This window comes from Roseateles sp. P5_B10 (assembly GCF_056400485.1).
This window is the reverse complement of sequence record NZ_JBFULE010000001.1, coordinates 32,641-53,356: the sequence shown is the minus strand read 5'-3', so window position 1 is coordinate 53,356 and position 20,716 is coordinate 32,641. Positions and strand designations below refer to the sequence as shown.

Genomic DNA, 20,716 nt, shown 5'->3' with positions numbered 1-20,716 from the left:
ATGCAACACCACACCCTCGCCGCCGAAGACAAGGCCGCCAAGAAAGACGCCCCCGAGAAGATGGAAGAGCAGCTGCTCTTCAAGGGCCGCTTCGTGATGATCTTTGGCGAGATCGACGACAAGATGGCGCACGCCACCTGCCGCCGGCTGCTGGCCCTGTCGCAGGACTCCGATGCACCGATCACGCTGCTGATCTCTTCCCCTGGCGGCCATGTGGAGAGCGGTGACGCCATCCACGACATGATCCGCTTCGTGCGCGCCCCGGTGAACGTGATCGGTACCGGCTGGGTGGCCAGCGCCGGCACCCACATCTACCTCGCCGTGCCCAAGGAGCGCCGCTTCGCGCTGCCCAACACGCGTTTCATGATCCACCAGCCTGCCGGTGGCGCTGGCGGCCAGGCCAGCGACATCGCCATCCAGGCCAAGGAGATCCTGCGCGCGCGCGAGCGCCTCGCCACCACGATCTCGCGCGAGACCGGCCAGCCGCTGGAGCGCGTGCGCTCAGACATCGAGCGCGACTTCTGGATGAGCACGGAAGAGGCCATCGCCTACGGCCTGGTGTCGCGCGTCATCGAGCGCCAAGTGGACCTGGGCTGACCCGCGATGCGTGTCTCGGCCAACGGCGTGCAGATCGAAGTGGACATCCACGGCCCGGACAACGGCGAGCCCTTGCTGCTGATCATGGGCCTGGGCATGCAGCTCATCGCCTGGCCCGAGGGCTTTGTGGACGAGCTCGTGGCCCGCGGCTTTCGCGTCATCCGCTTCGACAACCGCGACGTCGGGCTGAGCCAGCCCTTCGATGAACTCGGCACGCCCAATATCCCGATGGCGGCCCTGCTGCACACGCTGCGGCTGCCGGTGAAGGCCCCCTACCAGCTCAGCGACCTGGCGCGCGACACCGTTGGTGTGATGGACGCACTGGGCATTGCCAAGGCCCATGTCTGCGGTGCGTCCATGGGCGGCATGGTGGCCCAGCATCTGGGTTTTTCACATGGCCAGCGCCTGAAGAGMCTGACGCTGATGATGACGACCAGTGGCGACCGCAGCGTGCCCAAGGAGAGCCTGAAGGTGCGCCGTGCGCTGCTGTCGCGCCCGCGGCCGGCCACGACGCCGCAGCAGAAGTTCGAGAACATCCTCGACCACTACGCCAGCCTCTACGGCATCATCGGCAGCCCCGGTTACCCACCCGAACCCAGCCAGTTGCGCGAACGCCTCGCGAGCGGCGTGAAGCGGTCCTTCCGGCCTCAGGCAGTCGCTCGCCAGATCGTGGCCGTCGCCGCCGATGTGCACCGCGCCGAGCGGCTGCCACGCATCACGGCGCCCACCCTCATCGTCCACGGCGAGGACGACGCGCTGATCCCGGTCGCCGCGGCGCATGACCTGGCCAAGCGCATTCCCGGCGCTCGGCTGGAAACCATTCCCGGCTGGGGCCACGACCTGCCGGAGGTGCTGTGGCCGCGGCTGGCCGCTGAAATCGCGGCCAATGCGGCCCGGGCCTGAGGGCCTCAGCCCTCGGCGCCGCCCAGCTGCTCGACCGCCTCGTAGGCCCTGACCGCAGCGTCGGCCTCGGCGGCGCGCGCGGTTTTCTCCGCCTGGGCGGCGGCCTTCTCGTCGGCCAGCTTGGCCTCGTAGGCCTGCCGCTCCATGGGGGAGACCGTGCCATCCTCGTCGGTATCGGCCGGCTCGTACGTCGGGGTGGCGCTGGTGCTGACCGCGGGCGTCTCGCTGCCGGCAGGCGCCGCACCGCCTGCGCCGCCGTCACTGGCATCCGCCGGGGGCGCCTTGGGCGCGCTGGCCTGGAGTTGCTGTGAAGTCACCTGGACGTCGCTGCCATCATCCAGCCGCGCCGGCAGGCTCTGGGCACTGGGCGCCGCCTGGGCGGCCTGAGTGACAGTGCCGGCTCGCTTCGCGCCCTCTACCGAGATATTGACGACCACGGCCCGCTGGCTGCCGCTGTCCAGCTCCTTGGCGGGCTGCTCGGTGCGGTCGACGGAGGCGCCGCCAGTCAGGGAACTGGCCGGGGCTTGGGTGTTGACGGCGGCGACCATGGGCAACTCCGGAGTAATCATGGGCTATCGGCAACCCTGGCCAGAACTGAACGGGCTTTACGCCCGCTTCACTGGCCCGCGACGCTCGCCCGCTGCGGGTTGCCCAGCTCGGCATTGAGCACGACGGCCGCGTTCACCAAGGCCAACGCGGTGTCGCGCTCGAATGGCGTGTCCTCTTGCAGTTCCAGCGTGCGCAGCTCGAACTTGCCGCCACCGCGCATGCGCGGCTCCAGATGCAGCAACCGCTTGCCGCGCCAGAAGCCGAACAGCACGCGCTCAGGCTCGGCGCGGATCAGCAGCACCGGGCCGTTGCTGAAGTAGACGAGGTGGCCCCACTTGAGCTTCTCCTCCAGGCCGGGCGCCGCCTCCAACACGGCCGCGCGCAGCGCCACCACCTGGGCCTGTTGCCAGCCGCCGAGCGCGGCGACATAGCCGTCGGGGTCGGCGGCATCAACGATGTACATCTTCGCCATGCGTCAGCGCGCCTGCGCCTTGATCTCGACCGTCGTGCGCTGCTTGTCCTCGCCCTCGACGGTCAGCGTCAGCGGCACGGTCTCGCCGGCCTTGATCGGACCCTTGAGGCCCATCAGCATGACGTGATAGCYGCCGGGCTTGAGCGCSACGGCCTGGCCGGCGGGCAGCGGCAGCGCGTCGACGGCGCGCATCTTCATGACGCCGTCGTCCATCTTCATTTCGTGGATCTCGACCATGGCCGCCACTGGCGAGCTGGCCGCCACGACCTTGGCCGGCTTGGCCGAGGTCAGCTGCATGAAGGCGCCGGTGGCCTTCTGCGGCGCGACGGTGGCGCGCACCCAGGGGTCGTCCACCCTGACCAAGGGGCTCTGGGCTTGGGCAGCGAAGGCGGCGAACAGGGCGGAGGCGATGAGCAGGCGGCGCATGGTTTGGTCTTGAAACGGAAGGCCCCCATTGTGGCGAGTTCGGGTTCGCCCTGATCGGCGCGCGCCCGCTGCGGGAAACGCATTGACGTCCGGCAAGGGCCGCGGAGAACATGCGCCCAAACAGGGAGAAGACATGAAAATGCGCGTTGCAGAGCCAGGCCCGGGCCAAGAGGCCGGGACGTATTCGCTGATCCAGTTGCGCGCGCCCGGCGCTCGCTCCGGGCCGCAGGTCGCGGTCAGCGATGAACTGCTGAACGCGTTGCGCCGGGCCGCCCGTATCAACGAAGGGACGCAGGACGCGCAGGTCACGTTCGCGTCGCTGCTGCTGGGTTTGTCGCTGACGGAGGGTGGCCCGGGGCGCTGGCTGCGCCAGCGGCTTGAGACGACGGGCCAGGCGCTGGAAGCGCTGCTGCGGCTGGCCAAGTCAAGCCGCACGGCCTACGACGCGCTGGCCGCCCAGCCCGCGCTGGAACTGCCCACGCCTGAGTCCTTCTCCGCCTCGGCCACACGCGCTATCGAGCTGGGCGGCGCGGCGACCGGCACCGGTTTCGTCGCCGACGTGCTGATGGCCATGCTGGCCACGCCGGGCTACCACGACGCCGACTTCCAATCCCTGGGCATCGACCGCATCGAATGGGCCCAGGCCTTGCAAGCCGCACGGCCCCACGGCTTTTCGCCGCCGATCGTGCAGCCTGCCAGCGGCTCTACCTTCACTCCCGAGGTCGCCGCCACCGCGCCTGCGGAAGACGGGCAGCTCGATCTGAATCGCATGGAAAGCCACGTGGCCCACGTGCTGAGCACGGCGCACGCGCTGGCCGGGAGCGCCCCGATCACGCCGCTACACATCCTGGAAGTGGCACGCGCGCAGGCGAACAGCGGCTCGCAGTCCTTCGAGCGCCTGCGGCAGTTGATGGGCCCGCTGCCCGGGCTGTCGCCGCCCTCTGCGACGGTGCTGCCCGGCGAGACGCTGGCACCCGAGCTGCGCACGCAGCTTGCACGTGCCCAGCGGCCGATGGAGGGCAGCACGGAGTACCGCACGATCTGGGGCCGTGACCTTATCACGGCGGCGTTGCTCTGCCCGGATGACGCCGTGCTGCCCGCCGTGGCCGGCGGGCGCGACGCCCTGGACCAGTTGCGCGATGCCTGGTACCGCTACGTGGTGGCCGACACCGTGAGCCGCCCCCCGAGCGATTGGGCCTTGTGGTGGCGCGAGGCCGGCGTGCCCCTGCCCCAGCAGCCGCGTGCCGGCTATGCCGTGGAGAACGATGTCGGCGAGGACCGCCTGGGCATCGGCGCCGAGGCGGCTGCGTTCGCGCGACTCATCCTCGACAAGGACGTCAAGCCACCGCTGTCCATCGGCCTGCTGGGCGACTGGGGCTCAGGCAAGTCCTTTTTCATCGAGCAGATCAAGCGCCACATCGGCGGCCTGCTCGAAGAGAAACGGCCCGAGCTGCATGCGTCGGTCGTGCAGATCGAGTTCAACGCCTGGCATGCGTCCGACACCAACCTGTGGGCCAGCCTCGTCACGAACATCTTCGACGAGATCTGGCGCACGGTGTCGGCGACGGACGAGAACATCGACCCCGAACAGGCCCGCGCCAAGCTGGGTGAGCAGATCGCGCTGGCACGCGGTGCGGTGCACGAAGCGCAGGCCCAGGTCGAGACCGGGCGCATCGCGCTGGCCAAGGCCGAGAAGGAGCTGCAGGCCAGGCAGGAACTGCTAGCCCTGACCCACGTGGCCGGCAAGGAGGTCAAGCAGCGCATCGACAAGCTGGCGCTGGCGGCCGGCTGGCGTGCTCCCATCCAGACCATCAACGACGTGGACAAGGCCGCGCGCGACCTGCTGGCGTCCGGCCAGCGCCTGCGCCAGATTGGCGCCGCGTTGCTCGAGCGGCCCGGCTGGCGCATCGGCTTGCCCGTCACGGCCTGCCTGGCCCTGGCCTGGCTTGGGCTGTCTTTGATCGACGCCGCCCGGCTGTCGGCCTGGCAGCAGCATATGTCCCAGGTGCTCACGACGGTGGCGGGCCTGGTGGGTGCGGTCATCGCGCCGCTCAAGCTGGCCAAGGGCAAGGTGGATGCGCTCGCCGACCAACTCGGCCATGTCCAGTCCGAGTTCGAGCGCAGCCTGAAGGACATGAAGGCCTCCGACAGCGCGGGCGACGCCGAGAAGGCGCAACTGCTCGAGCGCGCGCGCCGCGAACTGGAAAGCAACGAAGAGCGGGTGAAAGTGGCCCGCGCGCAACTGGCCGAGTTGATGAACCAGCAGGTGGCGCTGGACCCGGCGCACCGGCTCGGCAGCTTCTTGCAGGAGCGCGTGCAGTCAAGCCCTTACCGCTCCCAGCAGGGGATCATTTCGCTGGTGCACAAGGACTTCAGCGAGCTGTCGCTCTACATGAAGCGCCTGCGCGAAGAAGCCGCCCGCAAGGCCGAGACGCCGGGGGCCGGCGATGACACCGCCGCCCCGGCCGACGGGGCCGTGAAGATCAAGCCCATCGACCGCATCGTGCTCTACGTCGACGACCTCGACCGCTGCCGCCCCGCGCAGGTGGTGAACATGCTGGAGGCCGTGCACCTGCTGCTGGCGCTGGACCTGTTCGTCGTCGTCGTGGCGGTGGATTCGCGCTGGCTGACGCGTGCGCTGGAGGTGCACTACAGCGAACTGCTGGGCACGGTCCACGCGGCCGACGCCGACGGCCTGCGCGAATCGACGCCGCAGAACTACCTGGAGAAGATCTTCCAGATCACCTACGCCCTGGCGCCGATGCGGGCCACCCATCTGCGCGACTACGTCGACGCCCTGGCAGGGCAAGCCCTGTCCACGCCGTCCGAGGCGGCCGGGCTCGCGCCCGCTGCGGCCGCGGCGCCCCTGGCCCCGAGCGACGCGTCGTCGCTGCCCGTTGCGCCCACTTCTGCCGAAGTCCCGACGCCGCCGCAGCCACCGGTGCCGCAGGGCTCCGCCGCGGCCGTCGCGCCGCAACAGCCGCGAACCGCCCGCGCCATCACCATCGGCGCCCAGGAGCGCGAACTCATCGTGTCCCTGGCGCCGTTGCTTGGCACGCCGCGCCTGACCAAGCGGCTGGTCAACGTCTATCGCGTCATCAAGGCGAGCAAGTCGGCCGACGAACTCGATGCCTTCGAAAGCGGTCGCCGCTCCACCACCTGCCTCGTGATGCTGGCCATCCTGTTCGGCCGCCCGCTCGTCGCCAACGAACTGTTGCGCGGCATCCATGAAGGGACCACGCCTTTCGACAACGGCGGCATGCGCCTGATCGACGCCCTGAAGGCGCGCGTGCCGCCCAATGACGAACCCCTGCGCGTGACCGACGCCTGGCGGCAGACCGCCGAGCTGCTGGCATCCATCGGCATCCTGCACACCGTGGGCGCATTTGCGCGTGAGCCGCAGGAGGTGGCCCGCTACTCGCTGGCTTCGGGGCATGCCTGGCACACCTGGCAGCGCTAGGAGAGGGCGGGCACGCTGCCCGACAACAGCAAGGCAAGCCCGTCTGCGTGTACCCATCCCATTGCAGCGCGGGCTGGGCCCGCCTGCTCGGCGGGCTGGGCGCGGCCCGAGCTGAACTTGATCTTGTCATCGGTCAACAGGGCGCTCATCAGCAGGCTGGGCGGCTTGAGCAAATGTTGAAGGCCTGGGTTCGCGCCGCAGCCTCCCGCTGCAGAAGGGCCAGCATGCGCGCCTCGCGCTGCCTGCACCCGGCCATCCAGGGCCACCGCGCTGTGAGCAATCCCTGCAGCGTCAACCGGGCTCAACAAAGCCTTACCGTTGTGCGCTAAGGCGTGACGGTCACAGCTCGGCCAAACACCCGCCCAGGCCTTCTGCTGCGACTGACAGATGCCGCTCAATTCCAGCAGCCGCTTCACGTTTCTTTCGCCATCTCCTCGATGCTCTTCGTGAGGTGACAGAGGGGTTGGCCGCGGTGGGAAGCAGATGCCGCCCACCCTCAGCACAGGGCTTGACAGCCGCTGTCCACGTGTACTATCGTACTGATACACGTAGGCAGTTAACGATGGATCCCACCCATTTCGTCCACATCAACACCGGCTCGCCCGAGCCCATCTACCGCCAGCTCATCGAGCAGGTGAAGCGGCGCGTCGCGGCCGGGCAGCTCAAGGCCGGCGACGAGATCCCCTCGGTGCGCGAGCTGGCCCAGGCCCTGGCCGTGCACCCCATGACCATCTCCAAGGCCTATTCCCTGCTGGAGTCCGACGGCGTGTTGGAGCGCCGCCGGGGGCTGTMGATGGTGGTGGCGGCGCAGCACCAGCGCGCCCAACCCACTGCCGACCGCGTCGAGCTGCTGCGGCCGACGCTGGAGAAGGCGGCCGCCGAAGCGCGGCAACTGGAGCTCCCCAAGACCCAGGCCCTGCAGCTGTTCAAAACCATCCTCGACGAGACGCAAGCATGACTGCCTCCTCCGCCCACTTTCCCCACTCCGACACCGCCACCGCCGAACTCGCTGGCGTCAGCCTCGCCTATCCCAAGGGCGAGGCCGTGCTGAAGGCGCTGGACTGGACGTTGCAGCCGGGCCAGGTGGTCGGCCTGCTGGGCCGCAACGGCTGCGGCAAGACGACGCTGCTGGAGACGCTGCTGGGCCTGCGTGAACCGCAGCAGGGCCGCGTGCAGCTGTTCGGCCAGGACGCCGCGCGGCTGGATGACGCGGCGCGCGCCCGCATCGGCTATGTGCCCCAGCAGAGCGACCTGTTCGAGAGTTTCACCGCGGCCCAACTGCTGGCCTACTTCAAGAGCTTCTACCCGCGCTGGAACGAGTCCAGGGTCGAGGGCCTGCTGTCGCGCTGGGATATCGCCCGCGACAAGCCCATACGCAAGCTCAGTGGCGGCCAGCAGCAGCGCCTGTCCATCATCCGCGCGCTGGCCCACGACCCCGACCTGCTGGTGCTGGATGAGCCCGTCGCCAGCCTTGACCCCGTCGGCCGGCGCGACTTCCTGCGCGAGCTGGTCGACCAGGTGCTGGACCGCGGCACGACCGTCGTGTTCTCCACCCACATCCTGTCCGACCTGGAGCGGGTCGCCTTCAACCTCGCTTTCCTGAGCGGCGGCCGCATCGCCCTGCAGGCGCCGCTGGACGAGCTGCTGGAGCAGGTGCGCGCCTTCACCGGCACCGTCACCGAACTGGCTAGCCTGTTCGCGCGGCTGAACGCCCAGCCGCTCAAGCGCACGCCGCTGGAGGCCGGCCGCGAGCGCGTGCTGGCGCGGCTGCCGGCCGGCGTGAGCGCGCCGCTGGACGCACAGGCCGTCAACCTCGAAGACCTGTTCGCGGAGCTGACGTGATGAARGCCGCCCCCTACAGCCAATTGCTGCTGGCCTTCTGGCGCCAGCGCGATCGCGAATCCCCCTGGGGCCGCCGGGCGCTGTTCGCCCTCGCCGTGCTGGGCCTGGCGCTGGGCGTCTACCTGGCGCCGCAGCTGGCGATGCCCATGCTGGCCCTTTCGGCGGCACTGGTGCTGATGTCGCTGTGGATGGCCATCATCGGCAGCCTCATGCAGCAGAACCATCCTCATGCCGCGCGCTTCGTGCCCGGCCATCTGCGCCAGACGCTGGAGTCCGCGCTCGCAGCCTGGGCCGGCTTGTCRCTGGGCAGCGCAGCCCTGCTGTGGCTTTGCCTGCCGCAGATGCCCTCCTTCGCCCTGCTGCTGCTGGGCGCCGCGGCCGTGCTGGCCTTCATGGGCTGGGCGACGCGCGAATGGCAGCTCTGGCTGGTGATCTCCATCGGGCCGGTGCTGTTCTTCGGCACCGGACTGGACCGGCGGCTGGCGCCTCTGGGCACCGCGCTGCGCGAGCTGTGGCTGGCCCAGCCGCTGTCCGTGCTCGCGCTGAGCCTGCTGGCCCTGGGCTGGTCGCTCACGCGGCTGTTCGGCAGGGGCGACGCGGCCCACGCCGAGGCCTATGCCCGCCTGGGCCGCATGCGCCGCGCCGCCGAGGACAGCATGCAGGGCAAATACGCCGGTGCCGCCGCCTTCGGCCGGGTGGGCGAATGGCTGAGCCAGCCTTTTGCGCTCGCCGTGTCGGCCTGGCAGCGCCATGTCGTCGCGCAGGCCGAACCGACGGGCCAGAGCGCCATGCGCCGCGCCGAGATCGTGCTGCATGGCCGGCAGCACTGGCTGCACCAGAGCCTGGGCGCCGTGATGGCCGTGGGCATCGCCGCGCTGAGCTTCTTCATCGCGTTTGCGCTGGCCGGCCAGGGCCTGCAGGACAACTGGACCAAAGGCGCCTACGGCATGGCCATCGGCCTGGCGAGCATCGGCTTCAACCCTTGCTTCACCCTGCCCAACATGCTCTGGCACAGCCGCCGCGAACAGGCCCTGATGCGGCTGCTGCCAGGCCTGCCGCAGGGAGAGGCGCTGAACCGCGCGGTTGCGCTGATGCAGTTGCGCCACGCCCTGGTTGCCTGGGCGCTGACGACCGCCGGCCTGGGCCTGCTGGCCTGGGCCGCGAACAATGCCGCACTGCTGTGCCTGGCCTTTGGCGCCCTGCCACTGAGCACCGGCTGGCTGCTGCGCGCGCCTTCGCGCATGAAGTCGCCCACGGCCTGGACCACCGTCGTGCCCATCCTGGCCTTCATGCTGATGGGCTGGGGCATGTTCCTGCTGCAAAAGGATCTGGGCGCGCCGCTGCCTCTGCTGGCAGGCATCAGTGTTGCGCTCAGCGCCGCGCTGGGCGCATGGCGCTGGCGCACGCTGAGCGCTGCGCCAACGGCCTTGCCGGCCGGTCGCTTGAGCTGAAAACGCTCGGCGCAAGCCCGCCGCAAGCTTCAAAAACCGCTCGTCGCGGGCCTCGCGCCGCTCGCCGGGCGGGGGTCTCGGTTCGTGAACTGACGCACGGACAAAACACGGCTTACATCCGCACACTGCGTCCCATGCAGTCGGCAAACCCGTCGAAAGGCGGGGACGCAAAGCCACCGGTCTTCGTGCTCTGACAGGAGCAAAAGACAGCGGGGCCGCCCTGGGCGGACAAGGACATGTCCGCAGCGTGGCACACGGGGAGGTGCCGGCTACTGCCCAGTAGCCCCACCCTTTGCATCAACCCGAAAGACCACGCCATGAAGTACCAAGCCATTGCCTTCGCTGCCCTCGCCCTGTTCGCCCAGGCCAGCTTCGCCGCCGACCCGACGGCCCAGCTCACCGGCCTCGTGCGCATCGTCAAGAGCGACGGCCAGACCGTCCTCGCCCAGGCCGCGCCCATGCTCGTCGCCGCCAACGGCACGGCCACGGGCGCCATGCCCCAGATCACCGTCAGCGAGAAGGATGCCTTCATCTCCAGCCTCGGCCGCTGCGCCTTCAACTTCAAATACGACGAGGTCAGCGCCTCGGCCGTGGCCACCAGCACCAACCGCATCTACAGCAACGACACACTGATCGCGCAGAACACGYAAATCGCGCTGACGCCCAAGGTCGTCAAGACGATCTGGACCCAGCCCTATCTCTTCGCCGGCACGAACAACGTGAAAGTCGTCGTCAATGTCGACGGCGTGCCGAGCACGGGCTGGGTGCGCATCAACGTGAGCGGCACCTGCGGCAAGCCCGCCGCGGCACCAGCTCCGGCACCCGTGGCCGCACCGCCCGCACCGGCCCCATCGCCCGCTCCCGCACCGGTCGTCTATGTCCAGCCCGGCTCGGGCGACTGGAACAACCTCAACAACGCCTGGGGCTACAGCAACTACGCGGCAACCCAGCTCAAGGGCAAGGGCTATGCGAAGTACGCCGAGATCGTGCGCCTGAACGCCGCCCTCACGACGGCGATCAACGCCAAGAAGATCTCGACCGGTGACTACGGCAGCCTGATGGCGGCCTGGAACGCACTGATGGCCGACCCCGCCTTCAAGGCCGCGATGGCGGCCATCGTGCCGACACCAGGCGTCAAGTAAAGACCCCTCGTCCAGTCCCGCTCCGCTGAACACGAGCGGGCCTAACCGGCCCCCCGAGGGGGCGGCGATGCTTGGCGGCATTGAGCCGCAAGCACATCGCCATGGCGGGCCGGTTAGGGGCGGCCCGTCGCTCGGCCCGAGCGCACCACGTTACTGGTTGATTTCCGGCTCGGCCAGCTGGGCCAGCAGGGTCAGCGACTCCTGCCAACCCAGGTAGCAGGCCTCGGCCGGGATCATGGCCGGGATGCCTTCCTGCTTGATGTGCACCTCGGTGCCGCAGAACACGGCGCGCAGCTCGACGGTCGTCGTCATCTCGCCGGGCAGGTTGGGGTCGTCGAAAGCCGCCGTGTAGCGCAGCTTCTGGCCGGGCACCAGTTCCAGGTAACGGCCGCCAAAGCTGTGGCCGCCGCCGGTCGTGAAGTTGGTGAACGACATCTTGTATGTGCCGCCCACCTTGGCGTCCATCTCGTGGACGGTGCCGGTAAAGCCATGCGGCGGCAGCCACTTGGCCATGGCGGCCGGTGTCGTGAAGGCGCGGTAGACGCGATCGGGCGGGCAGCGCAGCACGCGGTGCAGGGTGACGGTGTTGGTCATGATGGGTTCCGTAGTTGGACAGAGGATGGCCCTCTGTCATGACGACGATCAGAGCCCGACCGGATCGACAACGCCAACCCGGAAAAAACCCTAGATCGGCAACTCGGTGAAATAACGGCCGCCGTGGAAGATCAGCGGCTGAGCGCCGAGCCGGGACGAGCAACGCTCGACTTCGCCGACGAAGATGACGTGGTCGCCCTCCTCGTAACGGCTGCGGTTGGCGCATTCGAAGACGGCAGCAGCCCCCTCCAGCACCGGCGCGCCGCCCGCGCCCTCGTGCCAGGCCACGCCGGCGAAGCGATCGATGTCACGCGTCGCGAAGCGCTGGGCCAGCTCCTTCTGGTCGGCCGCGAGGATGTTGATGGCGTAATGCGAGCCATGCGAGAACACCGGCATGGAGCCGGCGCGGCGCGCCAGGCTCCACAGCACCAGGGGCGGGTCCAAGGACACGGAGTTGAAGGAATTGGCGGTGAGGCCGACCAGGCCGCCGTCCGCAGCGCGAACGGTGACGATGGTCACGCCGGTGGCAAACATGCCCAGTGCGGCGCGGAATTGCTGGCTGTCCATGGGGTGATTGTCGCCAGTCCCGCGCCGCTGTCCTACGAAAGCCGCCATCGCCGCCCAAGCACAATGTCGGCATGGATGCCGACGACTTCCAGGTCCGCGACGACCTGCAGTTCACTGACCCGCCGACGCGCATGTTCGGCGACTGCGCCGACTGCGCCGCCGGCCGCTGCGCGCCCCCGGCCCTGCGCGGCCGCCGCCTGTTCACCGGGCTGCTCGCCGCTACCGGTGCCGCAGCGTTCATGCCAGCCTGGGCACGCGAAGGCGTGGAGGTCGGGCCCAAGAGCAAGTTCACCGGCTTCGTGTCGGCCGACCAGCTGGAACAGGCCGGTGGCCAGCAGTACGCGCTGATGATGCGCGAGGCCGGCCAGCAGCGTGCCCTGGCGCCGATGGACCACCCCCAGGCCCAGAGGCTGCGCTACATCGCCCAGCGCATCATTCCCTTCAGCTACGAATGGAACGACCGCGCCCGGCAGTGGAAGTGGGAAGTCAACCTGCTGGCCAGCGCGCAGCTGAACGCCTTCTGCATGCCGGGCGGCAAGATCGCGTTCTTCTACGGCATCCTCGACAAGCTCAAGCTGGAAGACGACGAGGTCGCCGCCATCATGGGCCATGAGGTCGCGCATGCGCTGCGCGAGCATGCCCGCGAGCGCGTCGGCAAGTCGGCGTTCACGAACGGCATCGTCGAACTCGGCTCGGCCTTGCTGGGGTTGGGCAACGTGGGCCGCGGCCTGGCCGGCATGGGGGCCCAACTGGTCAACCTGCGCTTCAGCCGCGACGACGAAAGCGAGGCCGACCTCGTCGGCATCGAGCTGTCCGCCCGTGCGGGCTATGACCCCGCCGCCGCCGTGCGCCTGTGGGAAAAGATGATGACGGCCAACAAGGGCGCGCCACCGCAATGGCTGTCCACCCACCCGGCCAGCACGACGCGCATCCGCGACATCCAGGCCAACCTGCCCAAGGTCGAGGGCCTCTACAAGCGCGCAGCCAAGCCGGACCAGCGCTTCCCGGTTGCGCCGCCGCTGCAGGTCAGGTCGCGGTAGCTACCAGCGCGCTGGCAGGCTCTTGAGTCGCTGGTATTCGCCGGCCGCCACGCGCCTCAGGTAGCCGCCCAGCTCCAGGTCCTTGACGAGCTTGGACACCATCTCACGCGAGCAGCCCAGGCGCTGGGCCATGCCCTGGTGGGTGAGCGCCAGGTGGCGGCCATCGCCGGTGGTCTCGTCGACGAGGTTCTTGAGCCGGCCGTAGACATCGTTGAGCGCCAGCTGCTTGGTCGACAGCGTTGCGGCGCGGGCGCGACGGATGACCTTGGTCAGCAACTCGAAGGCAAATTCGGGGTGCTCGCTGATGTGGGTCAGCAGGCTGGCCCGCGTGACCATGACCAGGCGGCTGCCTTCTTCGGTGATGACGCTGGCCGAGCGCGGCCCCCCGTCCAGGCTCATCTCGCCGACGTATTCGCCGGGGCCATAGACGCCGTAGGTGATCTCGCGGCCACGGGCGTCGCTGCTGAAGGCGCGCAGCGAGCCGGAGAGGATCAGATAGAGGTTGTCGCCGAGCGAGCTCTCCTCGATCAGCACGATGCCCTTGCGATAGCTGCGTGCAATGCCGCGCGCGGCCAGCTGCCGCAGCGAGGGCGGCAGGGCCAGGAGTTCGTTGTCGAGCGTGTCGTCAGGCATCCGGCGGCGCTCTGAGCATTTGGCTCCGGAGCGCGGTCGAATGTTAGTGCTTGCGGGCCGAGCGCCGGGCCGTCCCTAGCCGGCCCGCCTTGGGCGATGTGCTTGCCGGTCGATCCGGCAAGCATCGCCGTCCCCTCGGGGGACCGGTCAACGTACCCGTTGGACGAGGGGATTCAATTGACCAGCTTGGCCGGCCGCAGCGACGAAACAAGCGGCGGCAGCAAGGCCAACTGCCGCATCAGCTCGCCGATGCTGTCGGCGCCGCTCTTGGCGCGGATGCTCTGGATCTGGCTGCGCACCGTCGAGATCGCCACGCCCTGGCGCTGTGCGACCTCGGTCGGCTTGACGCCGTTGGACAGCGCCTTCAGCACCTCGGTCTCGGCCGGCGTCAGCTGGTAGCGCAGCGCGAACCACTGCGCGGCCAGGTCGCCGCAGAGCTGGCGGCGCTCCAGGATCAGCAGCACCGCCGCCTGGTTGACATCGCGGTTCAGCGGCACGACGACGACATTGGCGCGGCCGCATTCGGCGCGATCGTCACCCAGGCGCAGCAGGCAGCGCCGGCCACTTGCCTCGGCGCCCTCCAGCGCGTCGGCCAGAGGCACCGCGTCGGTCAGCAGGCGGGCCCGCAGATGCTGGCCGACGAGCTCCAGCGGGTGGTTGTCATCCAGCGACGCCCGCGCCGCGAGATTGCTGTGAAGCACACGGCCCGCGCCGTTGAGAAGCACGACGCCGTGGTCGAGCTCCTCCAGCACAAGGCCCATCCATTGGTTGGAAAGCGAGGCCGCCTGACGGCGCTCGCGAGGACGGGAGCCCGGGACCTGCCCCGGCTGCACAAACTCGGACATCCACATCGAAGCACTCCTCGGCCCACCCCATGCGAGCCCTCATCAAAGAGTAGGAGAGCACGTTTCGCTTCGGGCGTAAATGTTGCTGGATGTGTTTGTGAACGAATTACCTCCAACCGCCGTTCAAACGACATCGGCAACATAGGGATTGCTGCGGCGCTCTCTTCCGATGCTGCTTTCCGGCCCATGGCCTGGAATGAAAACGGTGTCGTCACCCATCGGCCAAAGGCGCTGGCGAATGGCGTCGAGCAGCTGCTGGTGGTTGCCGCCAGGGAAGTCGGTCCGGCCGATGCCGCCAGCGAACAGCACGTCGCCGACGAAGGCCCGCCGCGCCGAGGCGGAGTGGAAGACGACATGACCCGGCGTGTGGCCGGGGCAGTGGCGCACGGCCAGGGTCTCATGGCCGATCTGCACCGTGTCGCCATCGTCCAGCCAGCGGTCGGGCTTGAAACCTTCCGCTGGCGGGAAGCCAAACATCTTGCTTTGCTGTGCCAGACCGTCGATCCAGAACTGATCGCCGGGATGCGGCCCGATGATGGGCAGGCCCTGTTCGCGGGCCAGCTGGCCAGTGCCGCCGGCATGGTCGATGTGCGCGTGGGTCAGCCAGATGGCCTTCAGGTTCAGCCCGCGCTCGCTGACGGCGGCCAGCAAACGCGGCAGCTCACCGCCGGGGTCGATGACGGCGGCGTCTTTCGTGACGTCGCACCAGACAAGGGAGCAGTTCTGCTGAAAGGGCGTGACGGGGACGGTCAGGTATTGCAGGGCCATTCGGGTGGAAGCTGATAACAAAGTTTCGAACTGAAGGTCAATGTATCGAATCGGCCCACCGAGCTTCACCGAATGCCAATGCCAAAGTTGCGAAGCCCTTGGGCCGCAAGCAACGTATGAATCGGAAACGAAGCAAGCTGCCGACGGGCTAGCGCGGGTGAGCAGACCATGCGCAGAACTCAATCCTCAAACCCGCACAAACCCGTCCGCGCTCCACGCCTGCGAGCCCACGCCGTGGTGCACGAAGAAGAGACCATCGGGGTCGTACCGCGCCTTCACGGCCCGCAGCCGCGCGGCGTTGGCGCCCCAGAACTCGCGCTGCCAGTCGGCGTTGAAGAAGTTGCTCTCCGACACATAGGAGCCTGACCTCGGCGCCACGCGGCGCAGCGCGGCGGCGGTGGCATCAATGGCGCGCGCGTTGCGGTGCGCGTTGGTCAGGTCGGGCGGGGTGCGGGCCAGGCCCGGGTAGGCGGGCGCCTCGCCGTCGGCCATGATGACCAGCGCGAACGACTCGCACACCGCCGGGTTGGTGGCCGTGTTGGCGGCGCTGGCCAGTGCCGCGGGCGGCGCGCCGGCCAAGCCCTTGTTGAAGTGCAGGTCCAGGTGCTTGTGGCGTGTGCTGTCCAGCAGCGCCTGCACCATGCGGGCGCGCTCGCCGGGCTGCAGCAGCGCGGCGGGCAGCCAGAGGGACTCATAGCCGTGTAGCCAGGCGCCCACCTGGGCCTGGTCGCCTTTCCACCAGCCGTGGTGCTTGGGCGCGCCCTCGCGCGTGTCGGGGATCATGGAGCCGTTGCCCTCCATCCTCCACCAGCCGCGCGCATCGTCCGCCCACGCGCCGGGCTCCTCCACCACGCTGAAGTCCTCGGGCGAGTCCTTCACCCAGTCGAAGAACGGCGCCCACACCTGCTGCGCCTGCGCCTTTTCCAGGCCCTGGCACACCATGGAGATCTTGAGCGTGTTGTCCGGCCCGAACGACGCCTGCTCGCCCCAGTGCGGGTTGAAGAGTGAGTCGGCATAGAAGTCCACGAACCGCGCCACGAGGCGCCGGTAGGCCGCGTCGTCGCGGGCCTTGAACTTGCCCCATGCCGCGCCGAAGTGCTGCGGCAGTTCGTGCGTGCGCAGCGTCACGCGCGTCACCACGCCCCAGCTGCCACCGCCTCCGCCCTTCAGCGCCCAGAACAGCTCAGGGTCTGACCGCTCATTGACCGTGCGTACCTGCCCATCGGCCGTCACGATCTCGGCCTCCAACAGGCTGGACGCCGCCGTGCCAAAACCCTTGGAGAAGCTGCCAAAGCCCCCACTCTGGATGAGCCCCGCCACGCCCACGTCCGTGCAGCCACCGCCTTGCACATAGCGGCCAGCCAATGTCGTCACCGCGTGGTACAGGTCAATCCACACCGCGCCCGCCTGCGCGGACACCGCTGGCACCGGCGCCACCTTGCCCTCGCAGCCCTTGGGCACGAAGCCGTCGTGCAACGTCACCTCGTTCATCGCCCGCGTCCAGATCAACAGCGAGTCCGGCGCGTTGGACGTGCCCTGGTAGCTGTGCCCCGCGCCCTTCACCACCAGCCGCAGGTTGTGCTCGCGCGCGAAGTTCACGCCCGCCACCACGTCCGCCGTGCTGCCGGCCTTGATCACATAGGCACTCGCCGCTGGCGTCCACGCGTCCAGGTAGCCCGACACCTGTGTGCCCCCGGCCTGGTCGCCCACGAAGAACGGGTTGCGCAGGTTCTTCATCAGCACGCCGCAAGCCGCCGCGACGGGGCTGGCCGCGCACGGCGCCATCAGCGGCTCCACGGCCGACAGGCGCTCGCCCACCGCGTCCTTGAGCCGCTGCCACTGCGCGGCGTCGGGCCAGTCCGGGTCCGTCGGCCGCTTGCGCCGCCGCGCCCGGCCCTGTGCATGGGTGACCAACGGCAGCGCCGCCATGGCCGCTGCGCCTTGAAGAAGATGTCTACGAAGCAACGTGAACTCCCTGGGTCATTGGATGAGCACCAGCATTCCACGGCGCTGCGCGCCTGGCAGGCGCGTTGGGGTGAATGGTGGGGCGAGCGGGGCCAGCGGCTGGCCCGCTGGAAAGACGGGCTAAGGCTCGCAGCGCGCCGCCAGATGACCCACGGCGCGATAGAACGACGCCACATGCAGCGCCTGCGAGAACCGCCCGGCCTCGATGTCGCCGCTGATGGCCGCCTGCGCTATGAAGCTGACCTCGATCTCCTCCGACGGGTCGAGCGACTGGGCCGATGCATGGGCCAGGTCGGCCGCAGCGCCGCTGCTATTGCTTGCGGTCGTGCGGCGAGCGGCCCAGGCCGAACAAGAAGATGCCGCCAAGCAGAGCGGTGATCAGCGACGCCATGCCTGATCCAAACAAGGGATGGTGCCCCCACAGGGCCAAGTCATGGTGCTTGAGGGCATGGCCGAACGACAGGCCCAGGAAGGCCAGGCCGACGAGCGCGGCGAACAGCAGCAGYGATACGAAAGCGTGTTGAGCATTCATGTGACTTCCTCAGACTGCAACTTCGAATGGCGGTTTTAGCCAAGGCACCGAAGGTTGGCGAGGCCCAGGTTGAGTGGGGCGTCATCAAGCATGAGGACTTCGCCACGTTTCCGGCACCCAAAATACTGTTTAAATCAACAGTATCATGCCGGGTCGCCGTTGCCAGGTGTGAGGTGCACGCCAAGGCGTTCAATCCCGGCGGCCCAAGGGTCGCCGGGCTTTTTTGCCATCGTGGGGTCGCCAGACAATCCGCCGTGCCATGCCACGCCGACAACGCCGCGATCACCACCACGTCTATGTCGTGCTGCTGTCTGAACGCGTCTGGAACGAGCCAGCCTTTCGCAAGGCCAACCCCGGCCATGACATCGTCAAGCCCTGCCTGTACGTTGGCATGACGGGCCTGGACCCCGATCTGCGCTTTGACAGGCACATGGCCGGCGTGCAGGCCAATCGTTTCGTCCTGAAGTACGGCATGCGCCTGATGCCCGAGCTTTACGAGTTCTACAACCCGATGCCCTACGACGCGGCGCGCGACATGGAAGTGGAACTCGCCATCGGCCTGCGTGAGGCGGGCTACGCGGTGTGGCAGGCGTAGCCGGGAAAGAACAGCGTCAGCTCAGTCCCTGAGACCACGCGCCCAGACGCGGTCGGCGGCCTCGAACATCGTGCGGCCGTCCAGCATGGCCGGGTCGCGGACAAGGGCCAACCAGTCCAGCGTGTCGTGGTGGCTGCCGGGAATCAGGTCGGTCGACCGTTCCGCCACGAGCCAGGCATGCAGCCTGGCATACAGCGCGGGGTGGCGCGCCTGCGCCCAGGCCAGGCCAACGAGATCGCCATAGGCTTCCTCACGCCGCGTGGACCGCATGGCCAGCCAGGCCTGCTGCAGATCCGCGGCCAGGCCGTCCGGGGGCTTGGCGGCGACGAAGCCGGCCGGCACACCATGCCAGGCGCCATCGAGATAGCGGCGGCAATGGCCCAGTTCATGGGCGGCCATCAGCTCCAGGGCAGGGCCGCGCAACGCGGGGTCGAGGGCGTCGATCTGGCGCTGGCCTTCGGGGTTGCCGCGCATCGACAGCACCAGCTTGCAGCGGCCATCGACAAAACCCAGCGCGAGCGGCGCCGTGCCGGGCTCGGCCTGGGGCTGCACGACGATGTCCACCGGCAGGGCGAGCGCCTGGCGAGCATGGGCAATGACGGGCGTGATGCCCTGCAGCCAGCGCATTTCCAGGGCGGTCAGATCGGCGGCGTGAGCGGTCTGCGACAGCGCGACACACACAAAAGCAAAGGTGGAAAAAAGACGTCTCAGCACGGCAGACACTCCTTGAGAGCATCTTCGGGCGTGACCGGACGAGACTTGACTGCCCCGTGCCGCGCATCCGTGAACTATGCGGACCAAAGCCGGGCTAAGGTGTATCCATGAAAACCATGCGCGACCTGATGACGCCGCCGGCCCATATCCAGGGCCGCGTCGAGACCATCATCGTGCGCGGCGCACCGCGCGACCGGGCCCGACGCATCGAGCAGACGACGGCGCTGGCCGGCATTGGCCTGGCCGACGACCGGCTCGGCCAGCGCGGCGAGGCCGAGCTGTCGACGCGCCAGGTCACGCTGATCCAGCTGGAGCACCTGCCGCTGATCGCGGCATTTGCGCGCAGCGGCCCGATCGACCCGGTCGACCTGCGCCGCAACCTCGTCATCTCCGGCATCAACCTGCTGACGCTGAAGAACGCCAAGGTCCGCGTCGGCGCAGCGCTGATCGAGATCGTCGGCCCCTGCGCCCCCTGCTCGCGCATGGAGGAGGTCATCGGCCCGGGCGGCTATGCGGCGATGCGCGGCCATGGCGGCATGACGGCGCGCATCCTCGAGGGCGGCGCCATCCGCGTCGGTGATGTGGTGAGCGTGGGCCAAGCCGTCCTCATCTAGTCCGCACGTTCGACGATGTGGCGCCCGAACTGCACGCATCGCTATCCTGCCCGCCGATCGGGAGGCTACGTGATATGAAAATTGAGCAGGCGTACTACATCAAACTGGGACGCGGGGGCGAATGGGAGTCAAGTGCAATTGCCGGCAACAAGCTTCGTTTGGGCTGGCGCAATCAAAGCATCGAAGACGTTAACGCGGGTCGTTGGGAACTGATTGAGCAGCAACTGCGCCTTGAAAGCCAAGGAAAATTGGGCGTCGGTACAACCGACCTGAACCGCCTGCAGGACATCACGAACTCCGGCCCAAATGACGTTTGGGTGACCTTCCACTTAGCCAAGATGTGGTGGACTCGGCTACTTCCGGGGCCAGTTGAACAGGATGAGATTTCCAAGTTCCGCCGCACCACAGGATGGTCCGACGTCGGTGGCGAGAAGACCTTGTTCGCAAACGAGTTGCCCGGCCGTCTGGCGCAATTGCAGGCGTTTCGGGGCACCGTCTGCAGAGTGACTGATAAAAGCCTGCTGACCCGGGTTCTGACCGGCGAACGGAGCCCACTGTCATCCTCAATAGCCCTTTCTCGCGCCGACCTATCCAATTCGCTCTCGCGAGCCATTTGCGAATTGCATTGGAAAGACTTCGAGACGCTGGCGGATATGGTTTTCCGACATGCCGGCTGGATTCGAAACAGTGTGCTCGGCCAGCAGGCGAAGGCGCTCGACCTGGAACTTATTGAGCCGCTGACTCGCTCCAAGTACGTCGTGCAGGTGAAGTCACAGGCTGGTGTGCGAGATCTGGAAGAAACCATCAAGAGCTTCTCCAAGGACAACTATCGCCGGGTGTATTTCGTCGTTCACACACCGACACCGGAGCTGCGCTTCTACGACCGGCTGCCTGACCATGTCGAGTTGCTCCTGCCCGAACGGCTAGGCGAACTCGCCTTGGAGGCAGGTCTGACACATTGGATAGAAGCAAAGGTCGCATGAGCCGACTCAGTCTGGTCATGACCC

The 20,716-nt window shown here is 68.2% G+C and carries 24 protein-coding genes and 1 riboswitch; of the genes, 11 read left to right on the top strand and 13 right to left on the bottom strand.

Translation table 11 applies throughout. The annotated features are described in order from the left end of the window. Together AC1DU6_RS00310 and AC1DU6_RS00305 are read left to right on the top strand one after the other, a co-directional pair. The coding region (locus tag AC1DU6_RS00310; RefSeq protein WP_056191611.1) for an ATP-dependent Clp protease proteolytic subunit at nucleotides 1-597 on the top strand (597 nt) is incomplete at its 5' end. Between the two features lie 6 nt (nucleotides 598-603). Continuing rightward, on the top strand, nucleotides 604-1,500 hold the full coding sequence (locus AC1DU6_RS00305) for an alpha/beta fold hydrolase (RefSeq protein WP_477855784.1): 897 nt from the start codon (nucleotides 604-606) through the stop codon (nucleotides 1,498-1,500). A 5-nt stretch (nucleotides 1,501-1,505) separates the two neighbouring features. On the opposite strand, the gene AC1DU6_RS00300 is transcribed toward AC1DU6_RS00305, so the two are convergent. From AC1DU6_RS00300 to AC1DU6_RS00290, 3 genes are all read right to left on the bottom strand, one after another. Further along, entirely contained in the window at nucleotides 1,506-2,048 is a 543-nt protein-coding gene (locus AC1DU6_RS00300) for a hypothetical protein (RefSeq protein ID WP_477855782.1), read from the bottom strand. A gap of 68 nt (nucleotides 2,049-2,116) precedes the next feature. Continuing rightward, on the bottom strand, nucleotides 2,117-2,521 hold the full coding sequence (locus tag AC1DU6_RS00295) for a DUF1801 domain-containing protein (protein WP_477855780.1): 405 nt from the start codon (nucleotides 2,519-2,521) through the stop codon (nucleotides 2,117-2,119). A 3-nt stretch (nucleotides 2,522-2,524) separates the two neighbouring features. Then, the gene (locus tag AC1DU6_RS00290) at nucleotides 2,525-2,947 is read right to left on the bottom strand and encodes a copper chaperone PCu(A)C (protein WP_477855778.1); all 423 of its coding nucleotides are present in this window, start codon (nucleotides 2,945-2,947) and stop codon (nucleotides 2,525-2,527) included. Nucleotides 2,948-3,080: 133 nt separating this feature from the next. Between AC1DU6_RS00290 and AC1DU6_RS00285 the strand changes: the two genes are divergently transcribed. Next, the gene (locus AC1DU6_RS00285; RefSeq protein ID WP_457351338.1) at nucleotides 3,081-6,407 is read left to right on the top strand and encodes a P-loop NTPase fold protein; all 3,327 of its coding nucleotides are present in this window, start codon (nucleotides 3,081-3,083) and stop codon (nucleotides 6,405-6,407) included. On the opposite strand, the gene AC1DU6_RS00280 is transcribed toward AC1DU6_RS00285, so the two are convergent. Beyond that, a complete protein-coding gene (locus AC1DU6_RS00280; RefSeq protein WP_457322861.1) occupies nucleotides 6,404-6,823 on the bottom strand; it encodes a hypothetical protein in 420 nt (139 codons plus the stop codon). The two genes, AC1DU6_RS00285 and AC1DU6_RS00280, sit on opposite strands and share 4 nt — an antisense overlap. A gap of 146 nt (nucleotides 6,824-6,969) precedes the next feature. Between AC1DU6_RS00280 and AC1DU6_RS00275 the strand changes: the two genes are divergently transcribed. The 4 genes from AC1DU6_RS00275 to AC1DU6_RS00260 all read left to right on the top strand — a co-directional run bounded on the left by AC1DU6_RS00275 (nucleotide 6,970) and on the right by AC1DU6_RS00260 (nucleotide 10,842). Further along, nucleotides 6,970-7,365 carry a GntR family transcriptional regulator gene (locus AC1DU6_RS00275; protein WP_477855776.1) on the top strand — a complete coding sequence of 132 codons (396 nt, stop codon included), beginning with the start codon at nucleotides 6,970-6,972 and terminating at the stop codon, nucleotides 7,363-7,365. Next, nucleotides 7,362-8,249 carry an ABC transporter ATP-binding protein gene (locus AC1DU6_RS00270; RefSeq protein ID WP_056191604.1) on the top strand — a complete coding sequence of 296 codons (888 nt, stop codon included), beginning with the start codon at nucleotides 7,362-7,364 and terminating at the stop codon, nucleotides 8,247-8,249. Before AC1DU6_RS00275 ends, AC1DU6_RS00270 begins: the two co-directional genes overlap by 4 nt. Next, nucleotides 8,249-9,700: a hypothetical protein gene (locus tag AC1DU6_RS00265; protein WP_457322860.1), complete on the top strand. Its 1,452-nt coding sequence runs from the start codon at nucleotides 8,249-8,251 to the stop codon at nucleotides 9,698-9,700. The genes AC1DU6_RS00270 and AC1DU6_RS00265 overlap by 1 nt, the downstream gene beginning before the upstream one ends. A gap of 132 nt (nucleotides 9,701-9,832) precedes the next feature. Beyond that, nucleotides 9,833-9,923, top strand: a riboswitch (cyclic di-GMP riboswitch). 94 nt (nucleotides 9,924-10,017) lie between these two features. Next, on the top strand, nucleotides 10,018-10,842 hold the full coding sequence (locus AC1DU6_RS00260) for a hypothetical protein (RefSeq protein WP_477855773.1): 825 nt from the start codon (nucleotides 10,018-10,020) through the stop codon (nucleotides 10,840-10,842). 150 nt (nucleotides 10,843-10,992) lie between these two features. Here AC1DU6_RS00260 and AC1DU6_RS00255 read toward each other — a convergent pair whose 3' ends face one another. Both AC1DU6_RS00255 and AC1DU6_RS00250 read right to left on the bottom strand, forming a co-directional pair. After that, a complete protein-coding gene (locus tag AC1DU6_RS00255; RefSeq protein WP_200955211.1) occupies nucleotides 10,993-11,439 on the bottom strand; it encodes an SRPBCC family protein in 447 nt (148 codons plus the stop codon). 87 nt (nucleotides 11,440-11,526) lie between these two features. Then, complete coding sequence (locus AC1DU6_RS00250; protein ID WP_056191594.1) at nucleotides 11,527-12,003, bottom strand: flavin reductase family protein; 477 nt, start codon at nucleotides 12,001-12,003, stop codon at nucleotides 11,527-11,529. A gap of 131 nt (nucleotides 12,004-12,134) precedes the next feature. Here AC1DU6_RS00250 and AC1DU6_RS00245 point away from each other — a divergent pair, with 131 nt between their 5' ends. Continuing rightward, on the top strand, nucleotides 12,135-13,043 hold the full coding sequence (locus AC1DU6_RS00245; protein ID WP_056192583.1) for a M48 family metallopeptidase: 909 nt from the start codon (nucleotides 12,135-12,137) through the stop codon (nucleotides 13,041-13,043). On the opposite strand, the gene AC1DU6_RS00240 is transcribed toward AC1DU6_RS00245, so the two are convergent. The 6 genes from AC1DU6_RS00240 to AC1DU6_RS00215 form a co-directional block, all read right to left on the bottom strand. Continuing rightward, nucleotides 13,044-13,676, bottom strand: a complete 633-nt coding sequence (locus tag AC1DU6_RS00240) for a Crp/Fnr family transcriptional regulator (RefSeq protein WP_056191593.1) — start codon at nucleotides 13,674-13,676, stop codon at nucleotides 13,044-13,046. It abuts the gene before it with no gap. 173 nt (nucleotides 13,677-13,849) lie between these two features. After that, nucleotides 13,850-14,527, bottom strand: coding sequence for a helix-turn-helix transcriptional regulator (locus AC1DU6_RS00235; protein ID WP_082532346.1), 678 nt, complete (start codon nucleotides 14,525-14,527; stop codon nucleotides 13,850-13,852). A 117-nt stretch (nucleotides 14,528-14,644) separates the two neighbouring features. After that, nucleotides 14,645-15,289, bottom strand: coding sequence for an MBL fold metallo-hydrolase (locus AC1DU6_RS00230; RefSeq protein ID WP_457322858.1), 645 nt, complete (start codon nucleotides 15,287-15,289; stop codon nucleotides 14,645-14,647). Between the two features lie 186 nt (nucleotides 15,290-15,475). Beyond that, complete coding sequence (locus AC1DU6_RS00225; RefSeq protein WP_477855769.1) at nucleotides 15,476-17,218, bottom strand: FAD-binding oxidoreductase; 1,743 nt, start codon at nucleotides 17,216-17,218, stop codon at nucleotides 15,476-15,478. 156 nt (nucleotides 17,219-17,374) lie between these two features. Further along, the gene (locus tag AC1DU6_RS00220) at nucleotides 17,375-17,620 is read right to left on the bottom strand and encodes a hypothetical protein (protein WP_457320242.1); all 246 of its coding nucleotides are present in this window, start codon (nucleotides 17,618-17,620) and stop codon (nucleotides 17,375-17,377) included. Beyond that, nucleotides 17,565-17,786 (bottom strand): hypothetical protein, encoded by a 222-nt coding sequence (locus tag AC1DU6_RS00215; RefSeq protein WP_056191584.1) that lies wholly within the window; start codon nucleotides 17,784-17,786, stop codon nucleotides 17,565-17,567. The genes AC1DU6_RS00220 and AC1DU6_RS00215 overlap by 56 nt, the downstream gene beginning before the upstream one ends. Before the next feature lie 259 nt (nucleotides 17,787-18,045). On the opposite strand from AC1DU6_RS00215, the gene AC1DU6_RS00210 reads away from it, so the two are divergent. Then, nucleotides 18,046-18,381, top strand: coding sequence for a hypothetical protein (locus AC1DU6_RS00210; RefSeq protein WP_457320244.1), 336 nt, complete (start codon nucleotides 18,046-18,048; stop codon nucleotides 18,379-18,381). 21 nt (nucleotides 18,382-18,402) lie between these two features. Here AC1DU6_RS00210 and AC1DU6_RS00205 read toward each other — a convergent pair whose 3' ends face one another. Further along, nucleotides 18,403-19,095: a hypothetical protein gene (locus AC1DU6_RS00205; protein WP_235531777.1), complete on the bottom strand. Its 693-nt coding sequence runs from the start codon at nucleotides 19,093-19,095 to the stop codon at nucleotides 18,403-18,405. Between the two features lie 107 nt (nucleotides 19,096-19,202). Here AC1DU6_RS00205 and AC1DU6_RS00200 point away from each other — a divergent pair, with 107 nt between their 5' ends. Together AC1DU6_RS00200 and AC1DU6_RS00195 are read left to right on the top strand one after the other, a co-directional pair. After that, nucleotides 19,203-19,709: an MOSC domain-containing protein gene (locus AC1DU6_RS00200; RefSeq protein ID WP_457320246.1), complete on the top strand. Its 507-nt coding sequence runs from the start codon at nucleotides 19,203-19,205 to the stop codon at nucleotides 19,707-19,709. A gap of 74 nt (nucleotides 19,710-19,783) precedes the next feature. Further along, a complete protein-coding gene (locus AC1DU6_RS00195) occupies nucleotides 19,784-20,692 on the top strand; it encodes a hypothetical protein (protein WP_457320248.1) in 909 nt (302 codons plus the stop codon). Nucleotides 20,693-20,716 lie beyond the last annotated feature (24 nt).

Bases quoted from the DNA above. Each gene is read 5' to 3' on its own strand.
- AC1DU6_RS00285 (WP_457351338.1), top strand. From the start codon at position 3,081: ATGAAAATGCGCGTTGCAGAGCCAGGCCCGGGCCAAGAGGCCGGGACG.
- AC1DU6_RS00225 (WP_477855769.1), bottom strand. From the start codon at position 17,218: ATGGCGGCGCTGCCGTTGGTCACCCATGCACAGGGCCGGGCGCGGCGG.
- AC1DU6_RS00240 (WP_056191593.1), bottom strand. From the start codon at position 13,676: ATGCCTGACGACACGCTCGACAACGAACTCCTGGCCCTGCCGCCCTCG.
- AC1DU6_RS00210 (WP_457320244.1), top strand. From the start codon at position 18,046: ATGCCACGCCGACAACGCCGCGATCACCACCACGTCTATGTCGTGCTG.
- AC1DU6_RS00245 (WP_056192583.1), top strand. From the start codon at position 12,135: ATGTTCGGCGACTGCGCCGACTGCGCCGCCGGCCGCTGCGCGCCCCCG.
- AC1DU6_RS00270 (WP_056191604.1), top strand. From the start codon at position 7,362: ATGACTGCCTCCTCCGCCCACTTTCCCCACTCCGACACCGCCACCGCC.
- AC1DU6_RS00250 (WP_056191594.1), bottom strand. From the start codon at position 12,003: ATGGACAGCCAGCAATTCCGCGCCGCACTGGGCATGTTTGCCACCGGC.
- AC1DU6_RS00200 (WP_457320246.1), top strand. From the start codon at position 19,203: ATGAAAACCATGCGCGACCTGATGACGCCGCCGGCCCATATCCAGGGC.
- AC1DU6_RS00300 (WP_477855782.1), bottom strand. From the start codon at position 2,048: ATGGTCGCCGCCGTCAACACCCAAGCCCCGGCCAGTTCCCTGACTGGC.
- AC1DU6_RS00235 (WP_082532346.1), bottom strand. From the start codon at position 14,527: ATGTGGATGTCCGAGTTTGTGCAGCCGGGGCAGGTCCCGGGCTCCCGT.
- AC1DU6_RS00295 (WP_477855780.1), bottom strand. From the start codon at position 2,521: ATGGCGAAGATGTACATCGTTGATGCCGCCGACCCCGACGGCTATGTC.
- AC1DU6_RS00230 (WP_457322858.1), bottom strand. From the start codon at position 15,289: ATGGCCCTGCAATACCTGACCGTCCCCGTCACGCCCTTTCAGCAGAAC.
- AC1DU6_RS00195 (WP_457320248.1), top strand. From the start codon at position 19,784: ATGAAAATTGAGCAGGCGTACTACATCAAACTGGGACGCGGGGGCGAA.